At 73.8% G+C, this 14,138-nt stretch carries 16 protein-coding genes; 8 read left to right on the plus strand and 8 right to left on the minus strand.

The window, feature by feature from the left end; translation table 11 throughout:
• Positions 1 to 25: 25 nt before the first annotated feature.
• Complete coding sequence (locus ABWI07_RS25470) at positions 26 to 832, plus strand: SDR family NAD(P)-dependent oxidoreductase (RefSeq protein ID WP_149260692.1); 807 nt, start codon at positions 26 to 28, stop codon at positions 830 to 832.
• Positions 833 to 878: 46 nt separating this feature from the next.
• Here the strand turns inward: ABWI07_RS25470 and ABWI07_RS25475 are convergent, their stop codons facing one another.
• Together ABWI07_RS25475 and ABWI07_RS25480 are read right to left on the minus strand one after the other, a co-directional pair.
• Positions 879 to 2,351: a DHA2 family efflux MFS transporter permease subunit gene (locus tag ABWI07_RS25475; RefSeq protein ID WP_353820030.1), complete on the minus strand. Its 1,473-nt coding sequence runs from the start codon at positions 2,349 to 2,351 to the stop codon at positions 879 to 881.
• A 1-nt stretch (position 2,352) separates the two neighbouring features.
• Complete coding sequence (locus ABWI07_RS25480; RefSeq protein ID WP_149260690.1) at positions 2,353 to 2,925, minus strand: NADPH-dependent FMN reductase; 573 nt, start codon at positions 2,923 to 2,925, stop codon at positions 2,353 to 2,355.
• A 270-nt stretch (positions 2,926 to 3,195) separates the two neighbouring features.
• Here ABWI07_RS25480 and ABWI07_RS25485 point away from each other — a divergent pair, with 270 nt between their 5' ends.
• Positions 3,196 to 4,320 (plus strand): hypothetical protein, encoded by a 1,125-nt coding sequence (locus tag ABWI07_RS25485; protein ID WP_353820031.1) that lies wholly within the window; start codon positions 3,196 to 3,198, stop codon positions 4,318 to 4,320.
• 114 nt (positions 4,321 to 4,434) lie between these two features.
• Here ABWI07_RS25485 and ABWI07_RS25490 read toward each other — a convergent pair whose 3' ends face one another.
• The gene (locus tag ABWI07_RS25490; protein ID WP_353820032.1) at positions 4,435 to 5,844 is read right to left on the minus strand and encodes an MFS transporter; all 1,410 of its coding nucleotides are present in this window, start codon (positions 5,842 to 5,844) and stop codon (positions 4,435 to 4,437) included.
• 84 nt (positions 5,845 to 5,928) lie between these two features.
• Here ABWI07_RS25490 and ABWI07_RS25495 point away from each other — a divergent pair, with 84 nt between their 5' ends.
• Together ABWI07_RS25495 and ABWI07_RS25500 are read left to right on the plus strand one after the other, a co-directional pair.
• Positions 5,929 to 6,507 carry a TetR/AcrR family transcriptional regulator gene (locus tag ABWI07_RS25495; protein WP_353820033.1) on the plus strand — a complete coding sequence of 193 codons (579 nt, stop codon included), beginning with the start codon at positions 5,929 to 5,931 and terminating at the stop codon, positions 6,505 to 6,507.
• A 169-nt stretch (positions 6,508 to 6,676) separates the two neighbouring features.
• Positions 6,677 to 7,048, plus strand: coding sequence for a hypothetical protein (locus ABWI07_RS25500; protein WP_149260686.1), 372 nt, complete (start codon positions 6,677 to 6,679; stop codon positions 7,046 to 7,048).
• Between the two features lie 25 nt (positions 7,049 to 7,073).
• Here the strand turns inward: ABWI07_RS25500 and ABWI07_RS25505 are convergent, their stop codons facing one another.
• Positions 7,074 to 7,436, minus strand: a complete 363-nt coding sequence (locus ABWI07_RS25505; RefSeq protein ID WP_149260685.1) for a cupin domain-containing protein — start codon at positions 7,434 to 7,436, stop codon at positions 7,074 to 7,076.
• Entirely contained in the window at positions 7,433 to 7,861 is a 429-nt protein-coding gene (locus ABWI07_RS25510; protein ID WP_353820034.1) for a hypothetical protein, read from the minus strand. Before ABWI07_RS25510 ends, ABWI07_RS25505 begins: the two co-directional genes overlap by 4 nt.
• A gap of 86 nt (positions 7,862 to 7,947) precedes the next feature.
• Here ABWI07_RS25510 and ABWI07_RS25515 point away from each other — a divergent pair, with 86 nt between their 5' ends.
• The gene (locus tag ABWI07_RS25515; protein ID WP_353820035.1) at positions 7,948 to 8,730 is read left to right on the plus strand and encodes a helix-turn-helix domain-containing protein; all 783 of its coding nucleotides are present in this window, start codon (positions 7,948 to 7,950) and stop codon (positions 8,728 to 8,730) included.
• 30 nt (positions 8,731 to 8,760) lie between these two features.
• On the opposite strand, the gene ABWI07_RS25520 is transcribed toward ABWI07_RS25515, so the two are convergent.
• Both ABWI07_RS25520 and ABWI07_RS25525 read right to left on the minus strand, forming a co-directional pair.
• A complete protein-coding gene (locus tag ABWI07_RS25520) occupies positions 8,761 to 9,411 on the minus strand; it encodes a response regulator (protein WP_149260682.1) in 651 nt (216 codons plus the stop codon).
• Between the two features lie 26 nt (positions 9,412 to 9,437).
• Positions 9,438 to 10,634 (minus strand): sensor histidine kinase, encoded by a 1,197-nt coding sequence (locus tag ABWI07_RS25525; protein ID WP_353820036.1) that lies wholly within the window; start codon positions 10,632 to 10,634, stop codon positions 9,438 to 9,440.
• Between the two features lie 129 nt (positions 10,635 to 10,763).
• On the opposite strand from ABWI07_RS25525, the gene ABWI07_RS25530 reads away from it, so the two are divergent.
• Entirely contained in the window at positions 10,764 to 11,900 is a 1,137-nt protein-coding gene (locus ABWI07_RS25530) for a hypothetical protein (protein ID WP_353820037.1), read from the plus strand.
• Positions 11,901 to 11,980: 80 nt separating this feature from the next.
• Positions 11,981 to 12,391, plus strand: a complete 411-nt coding sequence (locus ABWI07_RS25535) for a phosphoribosyl-AMP cyclohydrolase (RefSeq protein ID WP_200841996.1) — start codon at positions 11,981 to 11,983, stop codon at positions 12,389 to 12,391.
• An 87-nt stretch (positions 12,392 to 12,478) separates the two neighbouring features.
• Here the strand turns inward: ABWI07_RS25535 and ABWI07_RS25540 are convergent, their stop codons facing one another.
• On the minus strand, positions 12,479 to 13,039 hold the full coding sequence (locus ABWI07_RS25540) for a dihydrofolate reductase family protein (protein WP_149260680.1): 561 nt from the start codon (positions 13,037 to 13,039) through the stop codon (positions 12,479 to 12,481).
• Positions 13,040 to 13,307: 268 nt separating this feature from the next.
• Here ABWI07_RS25540 and ABWI07_RS25545 point away from each other — a divergent pair, with 268 nt between their 5' ends.
• A complete protein-coding gene (locus ABWI07_RS25545; RefSeq protein ID WP_353820038.1) occupies positions 13,308 to 14,111 on the plus strand; it encodes a transporter substrate-binding domain-containing protein in 804 nt (267 codons plus the stop codon).
• The last annotated feature ends 27 nt before the right edge of the window (positions 14,112 to 14,138 follow it).

The following is a 14,138-nucleotide window of genomic DNA, read 5'->3' on the forward strand; positions in this document are numbered from 1 at the left end:
GCGCTCGCCTATGAGAGGGGTACCCATGGACCTGCGGCTCGCCGGACGCGTCGCGATCGTCACCGGAGCGTCGAAGGGGATCGGGGCGGCCGTCACGCGGACGCTGCTGGACGAGGGCGCCCGCGTCGTGGCCGTGTCCCGCAAGCCCGGCGGGGAACTGGACGCGCTCGCCGGGCCGAACCTGCTCCACGTGTCCGCCGACCTGATGGACGCCGCCGCCCCGGCGCACGTCGTGGAGCGGGCGGTGGAGGAGTTCGGCCGGCTCGACGTCCTGGTCAACAACGCGGGCGGGCCGCCGCCCGGGGCGATGCTGCCCCGGTTCGGGTTCCTGACCCCGTCGGACGACGACTGGCGTGCGATGTTCGAGTTCAACCTGTTCGCAGTGGTCCGCGCGGTCCGGGCGGCGATGCCGCACCTGCTGGAGAGCGACGCGGCGTCGATCGTCAACGTGTCGTCGGGGAACGGGCGGCGCCCCGGGCCGATGAACTACGACTACAACGCGGCGAAGGCGGCGCTGAACAACCTGACGAAGGGGCTGTCGGAGGAGTTCGCCCCGCAGGGCGTGCGGGTCAACTCGGTGTCGCCGGGCCCGGTCCGGACGCCGTGGTGGACCGACGAGGGCGGCGCCGCCGACATCATCGCCGGGGCCACCGGCTCCGACCGCGACGCCGTGCTGGACGGCGGCGCGGCCGAGATGATGAGCCTCACGACCGGCCGCCTCGCGACGCCGCAGGAGGTCGCGGACGTGGTCGTGCTGCTTGCGTCGCCGCGGTCGGCGAGCACCACCGGGGCCGACTTCGCGGTCGACTCCGGCTTCCTCAAGGAGGTCTGAGCCTCCCGGTGCGGCCCCCGGCTCCCGTGGCCGGGGGCCCGCACGGTCATTCGGCCTTCTTGCGCGGCAGCAGCAGCGCCGGGATCAGGGCCAGGGCCAGCATGGCCACCGCGAAGAGGTAGGTGTGCTGGAACGCGTCCGCCAGCGGCCCGGCGAGCGCCCGGTGCCCGCCCGGTCCCAGCCTGTGGACGGCCTGGAGCGGGCCGCCCTCCCCGTCCGGCACCAGGCCGCTCATCAGCGCGGACAGCACGACCGACGCCGCCGCCATGCCGACGGCGCCCGACATCGTGTTGAGCAGGTTGACCGTCGCGCTCGCCGCCGGGGCCCGGTCGTGCGGCAGGCCGCGGGTCGCCGCCGCCATCGCGGGCATCATCGTCGCGCCGCCGCCCGCGCCCATCAGCAGCATCGTCGCGCACAGCCCCCAGTAGGACGCGTCCGCGTCGAGCTGGGCGGTGAACAGCGCGAACCCGGTGAGGGCGGTCGCGACCGACACGGGCACGAGCCGCCCCGGCGGCACCCGGTCGGCGATGCGGCCCGCGACCTGCATCGCCGTCCCGGAGCCGAGCGCGAACGGGATGCCGATCACCCCGGCCATCGTCGCGCTCTCGCCCCGGACGACCTGCAGGTACAGGGGGAGCAGCAGCATCGAGCCGAAGTAGCCGAACGAGAACAGCGTCAGCGTGCCGGTCGCGGCGGCGAACGTCCGGTCCCGGAACCCGCGCAGGTCGATCAGCGGATGCCGGGCCGTCAGCGCCCGGACGGCGAACGCGATGACCAGCGCCGCGCCCGCGGCCATCGGCGCCAGGACGCCCGGCGAGCCGAACCCGCCGCGGTCGCCGCCCGTCGTCACGCCGTACAGCACGAGGGCGATGCCGGGCGAGAGCGTCAGCAGGCCCGGAAGGTCCAGCGGCCGACCCTCCGCCGGGACGTCGCGCGGGAAGACCCGCAGGACGAGGACCACGACGGCCGCCGCCACGGGCAGGTTCACGAAGAACATCCACCGCCACGAAACCTCGTCGATCAGCCAGCCGCCGAGGACCGGCCCGGCCAGCGGCCCGACGAGGATCGACAGGCCGAGCGTGCTCATCAGCCGGCCGAGCCGCTCCGGCCCGGCGGCGCGCAGCAGGATCGTCATGCCGACCGGCATCACCAGCCCGCCGCTGAACCCCTGCACGACCCGGAACGCGATCAGCGACTCGATGTTCCACGCCAGCCCGGCCAGCAGCGACCCGGCCCCGAACGCCGCGATCGCGCCCAGGTAGAGGCGGCGGGCGCCGAACCGCCCGACCGCCCACGCGCTGGACGGGATCACCGCGCCGAGCGCCAGCGAGTACCCGGTCGCCACCCACTGGATCGTGCCGAGCGGCGCGCGGAACTCCTGGGACAGCCGATTGATCGCGACGTTCACCACCGTGGTGTCCAGCGTGATCATGATCGAGCCGAGGACGAGGACGAGCGCGACCGCCATCGGGTCCGGCCCCGTCCGCTCCCGCGGCGGGGCCTCCGCCGTCGCGGTCATCTCAGCTCCCGTACGGGCGGACGGCCCGGGCGTCGCGCAGCGCGTGCCCCCACCAGGCGAGCTGGTCGAGCATCCCCTTGGCCGCCGCGGACGCGCCCTCGGGGTCGTTCGGCCGGCCGTCGCCGCCGAACCAGTTCCACGGGCTGTGGAAGCTGACGGTGTCGCGCACGGTGACGGCGTGCAGTTCGGCGAAGACGGCCCGCAGGTGCTCGACCGCGCGCAGCCCGCCCGCGAGCCCCCCGTACGAGACGAACGCGACCGGCTTGGCCCGCCACTCGTGGAAGTGGGTGTCGATCAGGTTCTTCAGCGTGCCGGGGAAGCTGTGGTTGTACTCGCAGGTCACCACGACGAAGGCGTCGGCCTCGCGCAGCGTCGCGGTCACCCGCGCGAACCGCTCGGACGCCTTCGCCCCGAGCGCGGACGGCGGCGGCTCGTCCGCCACGTCGACGACGTCGACGATCAGGTCCTCGCGCTGCCGGGCCTGCTCGGCGAACCAGTCCCCCACGGTCGGCCCGAACCGTCCCTCGCGCGTGCTCGCGATGATGATCGCGACGCGCAGCGGTGCCTTGGTCATCGGTATCTCCCTTCAAGGGCGCGGTCTGATGATGCGTCCGAAGCTATGGAGACCTCTGCGGGCGGCTCATCTGTCAGATGACTGGGCGCCCTACCTGTTCACCACCAGGGGATCTCGTCGACCGCTCCGCCTCCCGAGCCGCACCGGGCCGCCGGGCGGGTGCCCCTGCCGGCGGAGGCCCGGCTGGTCACCGCGGCGGCACGAGGGTGGCTTACGATCATGTGATCTGGTCCTCTGCATCGGAGCGCCAGGGGTGCCGGGAGGGCCGCCGTGGATCTCGTACTCGGCTATGCACTGGGGCTTGCCAGCGCCCTGCCCTTCCTCTTCGTCTTCCGGATGCGGCGCTCGGCGGCGCCGCCGAATCCCACCGCCGCCGCGGCCGACGCCGTCCGGGACGGGGGTGTACGAACACCGGACCGGCGGATCGCCGAACTCACCGAAACAGTCACGGAGCTGGGCGAAGAGATCGGTGGGCTCACCTTCGACCCGGCCGCGCCCGGCGTGCCGCCGGAGTCCATGAAGGACTACCGGCGTGTGCTCGACGGCTACGCCAACGCCAGGGACGCCCTCGACTCCCGTGACTTCGAGCAGGTCCGTCAGGAACTCGCCAACGCCAGGAACGCCCTGGTCCGTATGGATGCCCGCGCCCACGGGCTGCCGGTGCCCGTAGACGTCTCCCGCGCCGCACGCGAACGCGGCGAGCCGCCAGGGCCCCAGCCGCTGTCGAACCGGCGGTTCTCCTACTCGGGGAGCAACGAGCGGGCGTACACGGTCCCGATCGACTGGCCCGAGCCCGGCCGGTCGGCCATCATGGAGGTGACCAGGAACGGTACGGGATCCACCGAGTTCAACTCCGTACTGGTCAGGGCCGAGCAGAGCAGGCCGAAGACCCTCAGGACTCGCTTCCTCGGGGGCAGCGCGCGGGCTCGCTTCTATCTTGAGACGACCCCGGACGTCTTCGAGGCCCCGACGCACCTGCGGATCGCTCCCGATGAAGTGCACCGGGGTACCGGGGCATGGACGGTCCGGCTGCATCCGCTCAGCGAGGCCGTGGAACTGGTCCGCGAATACCAGGGGAGCGGCGCCGAGGTACTCGTTTACCGTGCGAAGGCACCGGCCGTCCTCGGCATCCATGTCGCCGGCCCGTCCGGTTGGGAGGTCGAGTACCGCTGTATGAGGGAGCACCGTCGCTGGGAGCAGTGCCGGTTCGGCAGGCTGAGGACCTTGATGTACGACCTCCGGGACGAAGACCGCCGAAGTGCCCGGATCTGTGGGCGCGGGTTGATCGTCGTCCACGCCGCGGGGTCTGCCCGGTGGTCGTTGTCCGCCGCGCCGGAGCAGCCTGCGTCCCCCTCCGGTCCGCTGTCCGGGATCCGTCGGTTGTTCGAGGTCTGAGGGCGCGCCGGGAGACCTGGAAGTAGCGGTTGCGGACCAGCACCTCCCCCTCCGCCGGCACAGGCACGTCCACCTCCACCATGCTGAAGTGCTCCAGTGACCCGCGCGTCAGGGTCAAGCGTCCGCCGGCGCCTGGTCCGGTGCGGCGGCGGGACGGCCCGGGGTGAGGACGGCGGACGCCAGGGTCGCGACGGCCGCGGTGGCGGCGGCGAGGACGAAGCCGTTCGTGAAGCCGTCGAGGGTGTCGCCGGTGAGGCTGGCGGCCGCGACGCTGGATATGACGGCGGCCCCGATCGACGCGCCGAACTCGTGGAAGGTGCTGACGATGCCGGACGCGATGCCGGACTCGTGCGGCGCCACCTGGCCGAGGGCCGTGGCGGAGGCGACGACGAACATCGCGCCCGCTCCGGCGCCCGCGATCGCCGTGCCGGCCACGACCGTCACGGGGTGCAGCGAGACGGCCGGGATCGCCATGCCGGCGGCGGCGGCGACGAGCCCGGCGACGGCGAGGCGGCGCGGTCCCGCGGCGGCGATGGTCCGCCCGGTGAGGTTGGCGCCGGCCATCGTCGCGACCGCGATCGGCAGGAACAGCAGGCCGGTGCGCAGCGCGCCGTAGTCCCGGGCGTGCTGGAAGTAGAACGTGCCGAGGAAGAACATCGCGATCATCAGGGCCGTCGCGGTCACGATCAGGAACGTGCCGGTGGCCACAGGGCGGCGGGCCAGCAGCGAGAGGTCCATCATGGGGGAGGCGGCGGTCTTCTGCCTGGCCGCGAACGCCAGGTAGCCGACCGCGGCGAGCAGCACCGGCCAGCCGGTGCCGAGGTCCAGCCAGCCGGCGTCGCCGGCGCGGATGAACGCGTAGATCAGGGCGCCGGACGAGGCGGTGACCAGCAGCGCGCCGAGGACGTCGAGCCGGGGGCGGAACGCGGCCGCCTCGTGGCGCGGCAGCATCCGGGCGAGCGCGGCGAAGATCACCAGGCCGATGGGGACGTTGACGAAGAACACCCAGGGCCAGCCGGGACCGGCGGTGAGCGCTCCGCCCAGCAGGACGCCGAGGGCGGCCCCGCCGCCGCCCAGCGCGGACCAGACGCCGAGCGCCTTGTTCCGCTCGTCCCCCTGGAACAGCGTGACCACGAGGGACAGGGCCGACGGGGACAGCATCGCCGCCCCCACCCCCTGGGCGACGCGGCCGCCCAGCAGGACCGCGGCCGATCCGGCCAGGCCCGTCACCAGCGACGCGGCCGTGAAGACCAGCAGGCCGGCCAGGACGACCCGCTTGGCCCCGAACAGGTCGGCGGTCCGCCCGCCGAGCAGCATCAGGCCGCCGAACGCCAGGGTGTAGGCGCTGACCGTCCAGGTCACGGCCTGGCGGCTCAGCTCCAGGTCGGTCTCCATGTGCGGCAGCGCGATCGCGACGACCGTGACGTCGAGGATCAGCATGAGCTGGGCCACGCCGAGCAGCCCCAGGATGCGCCAGCGCAGCGGATGCGGCCGCGCGGCCGCGTCGTGACCGGTGTCTGTCATGACGACTTCTCCTCAATAACTCGTATAGGACCATACGAGTTAGGAGAGTAACACGTACTTCGATGTACGAGTTAGGATGCGGGCATGTCCTCCGCCGCCCCGGGCCGGCGCCGGCGCGCAGACGCCGAGCGCAACATCGCCCGCATCGTGTCCGCCGCACGCGAGTGCCTGGGCCGGGACCCCGGCGCGAGCATCGACGACATCGCCAAGGCGGCCGGTGTCGGACGGATGACGCTCTACGGCCACTTCCGCAACCGGGCCGACCTGGTCGAGGCCGCCCTCGCCGACGCGCTGCGCGTCGGCGAGGAGAAGCTGTCGGGCCTCGACCTGTCCGGGAGCCCCGAAGAGGCGCTCACCCGGCTGGTGGAGTCCAGTTGGGCCCTCGTGGCCGAATCCAGGGCGCTGCTCATGGCGGCGCAGGAGGCCCTTCCGGCGGGGCGCGTCCGCGAGTTGCACGCCGATCCGGCGAAGCGCGTGGAGGACATCGTCCGCCGCGGCCAGGACGAGGGCGTGTTCCGCACCGACCTGCCGATCACATGGCTGGTCAACGTGGTCCAGTACGTCCTGCACGGCGCCGCCGAGGAGACCCGCGCCGAGCGGCTGGACGAGGAGGAGACCGGCCGCGTCGTGTCCGCGACGGTGCGCTCCATCCTCACCACCTGACCGACCGCGGTCTCATGTCCCAGGCGATCGGCCCTTGCCGGAGCGCGCCGGAGCCGAGGCTTCGCCGGATCGCCCGTGCCGGCGCAGGGCGGCCGGCGGGCTGTGCCGGATCGCGGCCTTACCTCCGAGGTAATCGGTTCGTGGCGGGGCGTGATGGGAGGGTCGCGGCATGGAGCGAACACTGGAGATGCTTGCGGGCGGCCGGGTGGCGTGGGGTGCGCTGGCGCTGGCCGCGCCCGGCCTCAACGTGCGGCTGGCGGGCATGGGCGACCGCGACGGCCCCGAGCTCAGGTACCTGATCCGGGTCTTCGGCAGCCGGGCCGTCGCGCTCGGCCTCGGCTACCTGCTGAGCGATCCGCGGGCGCGGCGGCGCTGGCGGAGGCTCTGCCTGATGGTGGACGCCTGCGACACCGCCGCCGGGCTCGCGCACGTGGTCCGCGGGGACGTGCCGCGCGGACCGGCGGCCGGCCTGACGGCGATCACCGGCGGCTACGCCGTCCTCGGCGCCCTCGCCCTGCGCGCGGAAGGGGCGCCGACCTGACCGCCGTCCGCCCGCGGCCGCGCGGTCAGACCGGGATGAACAGCGCCTCGAACGGCGCGTCGCCCACCCCGGTCGTCACATGCCCGGTGCCCGTGGTGTCGGTGGCGAGCACCAGGTCACCGGGGCCGAAGCGACGCCGGTCGCCGTCGCCGACGGTCACCTCGATGGTGCCGCGCAGCATCACGACCCACTGCTCGCGGGGCGCCGGGTGCGGTGCGCTGTCGAACGCGGCACTGCTCAGGAACTGGACGCCGCCGCTCGACCCCAGTTCGCCGATCGCCATGGCCGGCACTCCCTCGGCGACGATCCGGCGGTCGAGGGCCAGCTCGCCGTTCTCGAACGCCGATCGGCCGTCCCGGGTGCGGACGATCTTCGTGAAGCGCGTCACGGGGCGATGAACTGGTGGTCGGTCCGGATGCGGCCGGCGGGGTCCAGGGAGAGGACGTCCAGCCCGCCGCCGACGGCCTCGCGTCCCCCGGTCGTCACCATCGACCAGCGGATGGCGACCACGTTGGGGAGCAGCTCGGCCGGCTCCTCGGCGGCGAAGACGTGCTCGCCGGACGCGACGAACATCTCGTAGGCGCGGCCCACCCGGGCGTCCAGCGCGTCGTGGCCGTGGACCTCCAGGAACGGCGCGGGGACGGCGAGCGCCGCGGCCGCTTCCCGGACCTCCTGCGGCGGGTCGACCAGCACGTGGACCGCGTCGGACGTCCACAGTTCGCGGACGAGCGCGCTGCGCGCCGCCGGGTCGGGTTCGTTCCACTGGGCGACATAGCGGTCGGCCAATCGCTTCACATCGAGTTGAGTGCTCATGTGCGGCAGTCTGCGGGCCGCCCTGCGGCTCCGCGATTCCCTGCAGGGAATGGAGCCGGCGCGGGCGCCCGGTGTGGAATGGGGGCATGACAGTGGTGGCGGAGCCCGGGACGTTCGCGCGCGACCTGCGGCGATGGCGGACGCGCCGGCGCTTCAGCCAGCTCGAACTGGCGATCAGGGCCGACACGACCCAGCGCCATCTGAGCTTCCTCGAACAGGGCCGCTCCCAGCCGGGCCGCGCCATGGTGGTGCGGCTCGCCGAATCCCTGGAGCTGCCGTTGCGGGAGCGCAACGGGCTCCTGCTCGCCGCCGGCTACGCGCCGGTCTACACCGAGTCGGGCCTGGACGCCCCCGAGCTCGGCCCGGTGCGCGAGGCCCTGGAACGCATCCTCGACGGGCACATGCCGTACCCGGCGGTCGTCGTCCGGCCGTACGGCGAGCTCGTCGCCGCCAACCCGGCGTTCGGCGTCCTCACCGAGGGCGCCGCGCCCGCGCTGCTGGAACCGCCGGTCAACGTGCTGCGCCTCGCCCTGCACCCGGACGGGACGGCCCGCCGCGTCGAGAACCTCGCCGAATGGGGCCGGCACATCACCGGCAGCCTCCGCGACCAGGCGCGGCGCGTCCCCGACCCGGCCCTGACGGAGTTCGTCGACGAGCTGGACGGCTACCTGCCCCGGGTGGAGCCGGCGGGCGACCACCTCGGCTTCGCCGTCCCGCTCCGGCTGCGGGTACCGGACGGCGAGCTGCGCCTGATCACGACGCTGACCTCGTTCGCGACCGCCGTGGACGTCACGCTCTCCGAGCTGCGTCTCGAAGCGTTCCTGCCCGCCGACGACACCACGGCGACGCTCCTGCGGCGGCGGTCGTGACGTGCCGGGGCACGCCGCTGCGGGCGGCCGCTATATGCCGGTGATGTGGCCGCTGTCCCATGCCCAGGCCGCGATCCCGACCCGGTTGCGGGCCCCGACCTTGCGCTGGATCGCGGCGACATGGTTCTTGACGGTGCCCGGCGAGATGAACAGCGCCTCGGCGATCTCGCCGTTGGTGTGCCCGCGCGCGACGAGCCGCGCGACCTCGGCCTCCCGCTCGGACAGCCGCCCGCCCGCGGGGGGCCGGTCCGCCCGCTCGGCCAGCCGGCGCAGCAGCCGGACGGTGATCTGCGGGCTGATCAGCGTGTCGCCGGACACCGCCGCGCGCACCGCCTCCACCAGCAGCGCGGGGCTCGACCGCTTGAGCAGGAACCCGCACGCGCCGTTGCGCAGCGCGGTGTGCACGTACTCGTCGAGGTCGAACGTGGTGACGACCACGACGCGGATCGGGTCGGCGGCGTCCGGTCCGGCGAGGATCCGGGTGACCTCCAGCCCGTCCATCCCGGGCATGCGGACGTCGGCGAGCACGACGTCGGGGCGCAGCAGGCGGGCCTGCTCGACGGCCGAGGCGCCGTCCGCCGCCTCCGCGATCACGGTCAGGTCGGGCTGCGCGTCCAGGATGATCCGGAACGCGCCCCGGACGTGCTCCTGATCGTCGGCGATCAGGATGCGCGTCGTCATGTCCGCCATCATTTCACCCGGGCCGGTCAGCGCCGCCTCGCGCGCCGGGTCCGGTCGCCCAGCGGCAGGACGGCCGCGACCTGCCATCCGTACGGGTCGCGCGGGCCGGCGGTCAGCGTGCCGCCCAGCATCTCGACCCGTTCGCGCAGGCCCGGCAGACCCGCCCCGCCCCGCCTCGCGGGCGGACCCGCCGCACCGCCCCGTGCGTCGTCGGTGACGAGGACCCGCAGTGAGCGGACGTCCCCCGCCGAGCCGCGCACGCTCACGTCCACCCGGCCCGCGCCAGGGGCGTGGCGGCGCACGTTCGTCAGCGCCTCCACCACGATGCGGTAGGCGGTCGTCCCCACCTCGCGCGGCACGTCCAGGTCGGGGTCGAGGTCCAGGTGGACGGGGGCGTTGCCGGACGCGGTGAACCTCGCGGCCAGGTCGGGGAGGTCGGACAGCGACGGGGCCGGCGCCAGGGCCGGCCCGCCCTCTTCGGAACCGGCGTCGGCGCGGAGCATCCCCACGGTGCGGTCCATGGCCGCCATCGCGCGGAGCGCCGCCTCCTCGATGATCGTGAAGGTCCGCGCGGCCGCGGACGGGTCGCGCTCGGCCAGGATCTGGCCGGCCCGGGCCTGCGCGAGCATCTCGCTGACGTCGTGGGCGACGAAGTCGTGCAGGTCGCTCGCCAGTTCAAGGCGCTGCCGCCGCCGCGCGGACGCGACCGACCGGCGCCGGCGGTCGTCCAGCGAGCGCAGGTAGAGCCCGGTCGTCACGGCGAGCACCGGGGGCAGCGCCCACGCGGCGAGGGCGGCGAGCCCGGCCGCTCCAGGGACGCCGAAGCGCAGGATCCAGCACGGCACCGCCAGACCTGCGAGACCGGCTCCGACCAGCGCACCGCGGAACGCCGCCACCCGGACGACCACCGCCACCAGCACCGTCAGGGCGGCGACCTCGACCAGCCCCAGCAGGTTCTCCGGCCCTTCACCCTCCTGGAACCGCGCGCCGGGCGACGACCAGGCCGCCGCCGTCGCGGCGAGCGAGACACCGCCCGCCACCGCGGCGGCGATCCAGGTCGCGTCCCGCCTGGCGGGCCGCATGGCGAGCGCGGCGAGGGCGCCCGCCATCGCGACCGCGCCCGGCACGGCGGCCCAGCCGAAGACCGGCGCGGCGGCGGCGCCGAGCGGCACCAGCGCTCCGGCCGCGGACAGGCCCGTCCTTCGCACGAGTCCGTTTCGCACGGTTCGAGCTTAGGCAGCGATGACGGGGCCGGTCCCCCTGCCGAACGGCACATCGCCCCGCCCTGACCGCCCCGTAACGTGCGGAAAGGCATATGTTCGCGGGACTCGCGGCGCGCCCACGCTGAAGGCATGCGCACTTCGAGATGGATCTTCCGCTGGTGGGGAGCGTGGCCCACCTGGACCGGCTACGCGGCCGCGGCGTGGTCACTGCTCTACGGGGCGCTCGGGCTCTTCTGGGCCATGGGCGGCTCCGGCTACCCCTTCGGCCCGGTGGACGAGGACCACCTCTCCGGGTCGGTCCTGGAAGGGGCCGACGTGGGCGTCACCGCGCCCGCGATGGCCGCCGTCGGGGCCGCCGGCGCCGTCCTCGGCGTGGTGATGGCACGCGGCCGCGGCCGCCCGGCCCTCCGGAACGCGCTGCTCGGCCTCGCCTGGGCGCAGGCCGTCACCTTCGCGCTCGTCATCCCCGACTACTTCCTGATCGCCTTCGTCGCGCTCGCACCGCTGCTCGTGGTGTTCGCGTTCACCGGGGTGCCCGGCGCGCAGGGCGGGGTGGGCGACATCCTCTACTGGCACCGGGTGAACCTCCTCGTCCTCTTCGCCGGCGGCGTGCTCTGGGCCGCGACCGCCCTCGCCTACCAGCGCCGGACGGGCGGCGCCTGCGTCCACTGCGGGCGCGGCGACCGTCCGGCCGCCCACTGGACCTCCCCAGGATCGGCCCTGCGCTGGGGCAGGTGGGCCGTCTGGGCCGCATGCGCCGCGAGCCTCCCGTACGAGGTGACCCGCGTCGCCTGGTACTTCGGCTGGCCGCTCGGCATCACCGAGGACTTCGAGCGGATGATGCAGGACACGCCGGGGATGCTGGAGGCCGGTCTCGGGTTCGCGATCGCCTCGCTCCTCGGCGGCGTCCTCACCCACGGCCTCGTCCACCGCTGGGGCGCGGTGTATCCGCGGTGGATCTGGTTCAAGGCCGGAAAGCGGGTGCCGCCCGCGCTGGCGATCGTCCCGGCGTCCGTCGTCGCGGTCGCGCTCGTCCCCGCGGGCCTGATGAACCTCCGCGTCGACCTGGAACCCGGCCTGTGGGCGGTGAGCCTGCCGGGCGTGATCTTCGTTGCGTGGGGCGCGGCGCTCGGCGCCGCCACGCTCTCCTACCATCTGCGGCGCCGCGGCGCCTGCCGGCGCTGCGGGCGGGGCACCGCCGAACGCGCCGGACGCGACGACCGCGCCGGGGACGAGGCGGGAGCGGGAGTCGCCGTCGGCCCGTGATCCGCCGGAGCGTCTCCGGCGGAGGGACTCGGCCCGTGTCAGGGGAGACGGTCGGCGCCGCGGGCGGGCAGGATGGCGGGGTGAACGAACTCGAAGAAGGCACCCGGCTCACCTTGGACTTCGACAAGCTCGCGGGCGTCGCGGCGACCGGGGCGCGGGTCGTCCCGGTGGTCCTGCAGGACGCGGGCAGCGGAGAGGTCCTGTTCATCGGATACGCGAACGACCAGGCGCTCAAGGCGACCCTGGACGAGCGGATCGCCGTCCTGTGGTCGACGTCCCGCAACGAGCTGTGGCGCAAGGGCGCGACCTCCGGGGACGTCCTCGAACTGGTCGACGTCCGCGTCAACTGCGAGCAGAACTCCCTGCTCTACCTCGTGAACCGCACCACCGGCGGCGCCTGCCACACGAACCTGCCGTCCGGGGAGCCCCGCCCCACCTGCTACTACCGCTCCGTCGCCGGCGACGGGACGCTGCGCCACCTCCTGCAGTGAGCGGCCGGCCGCGGGCCGGTCATGCCGGGCCGGACCGGCTCCGGCGGAGCGGGCGGGGCTGCGCCCGCTCCATCGGCGTGCCGGACGTCACGCGTTCTGCGGCCTGTAGTGCATGACGGCGATGCCGCAGTCGAACACGCGCGACTCCACGAGGTCGAGGCGCTGGTAGGACCCCTCCGGGAACACCGGCATGCCGGTGCCGATCGCGGTCGGGTTGACGAACAGGTACAGGTCGTCGAGCAGTCCCCGGCCGATCAGGTCGCGGACGAGCGTGCCGCCCCCGTAGACGATCATGTCGCCGCCGGGGCGGGACTTCAGCCGGTTCACGGTCTCGGTGAGGTCGCCGCCCGCGACCTCCGCGTTCTTCCACGGCGACTCGCTGAGGCTGTCGGAGATCACGACCTTGGGCGTGTTGTTCATCTGGTCGATGGCCTCCTGGGTCTCGCCCTGGGGCCCGGACTCCCAGGCCGGGATGAACCCCTCGGCGAGCTTGCGGCCCAGCACGATGGTGTCCACCGGCTCCATCAGCCCGTTGATGTACTCGCCGATGTCCTCGGTCCAGGGGAACTTCATCCAGTCCATCTCGCCGTTCGGGCCGGCCATGTAGCCGTCAGCGCTGACCTGCACCTGGAGCTTGAACTTCCGCATCGTCTTCTCCTTCGGTCCCGCGGTTCTCCGCGGTTGTTTCCAGTGCCCACAGCTTCGCGGACACCGTTTACGGAATGTTTACGGCTTCCCGGAAGGCCCGTGGCCGCCGCCGGTGCGGTGCCGTCGCGGACGGCCGCACCAGCGCGGCCCCGCCCCGGCCGGGCGGCGGTCGGGGGCCGGATCCGGCCACCGGGTGGAGGGGCGCCGGGCCGCCCTGCGATCTTGATGGCGGATGCGCCCTGACCAGGGCCGTGCGAGGGGACGGACCATGCGGCGACCGATCGCGGCGGCACTGGCGGGCTGCCTCCTGCTCGGCGGGTGCGCGAGCCGCGACGAGGCGTCCATCCTCGACGGGGACACGCTGACGGCGGGCGTCCGGCCGGACCTGCCGGGCATCGGGTTCAAGGGCCCGGACGGCACGTACGAGGGCCTGGACGTGGACGTGTCCCGCTACCTCGCCGCGCGGATGGGAAAGAAGGTTCGCTTCGTCCCGGCGCTGGCGCGGGACCGGGAACGGCTGCTCCAGGACGGGGACGTCGACATGGTGCTGACGTTCTGGCTGGAGCCCAAGTGGAAGGAGCGGTTCTCCTTCGCGGGCCCTTACCTCACGTCGTACCAGGACATCCTCGTCCGCGCCGACGAGCACGGCGTGCGCGGCGTCCGCGACCTGAAGGGCCGGAGGATCTGCGCCGTCATGGGGGCGGGCGCGGCCGAGGCGGTGACGGTCGAGCGGGAGGTGCCGGCCGTGCCGGTGGCGGCGCGGTCCTGCGAGGAGTGCATGGGCATGCTCGCGGACGGCCGGATCGACGCGATCACCACGAACGACACAATCCTGGCCGGGATGAAGACGCGGCGGGGCGCCGGCTTCCGGCTGCTGAACGCCCGGTTCGGCGAGCGGCGGACGGCGATCGCGATCCGCCGCGGGGATCTGGACGGCTGCGAGGCGCTCAACACGGCGATCACCCAGATGTACCAGGACGGGACGATGGCGAAGTTCATGCGCAAGTGGTTCGGCACGTCCGGGCTGGACCTGTCGGACGTGCAGGTGCCGCAGTTCGAGGGCTGTCTCTGACCTTCGCCCCCGACCGGAGCGTCCGGT

This window comes from Actinomadura sp. NPDC000600 (assembly GCF_040492135.1).
Taxonomy (GTDB): Bacteria; Actinomycetota; Actinomycetes; order Streptosporangiales; family Streptosporangiaceae; genus Spirillospora.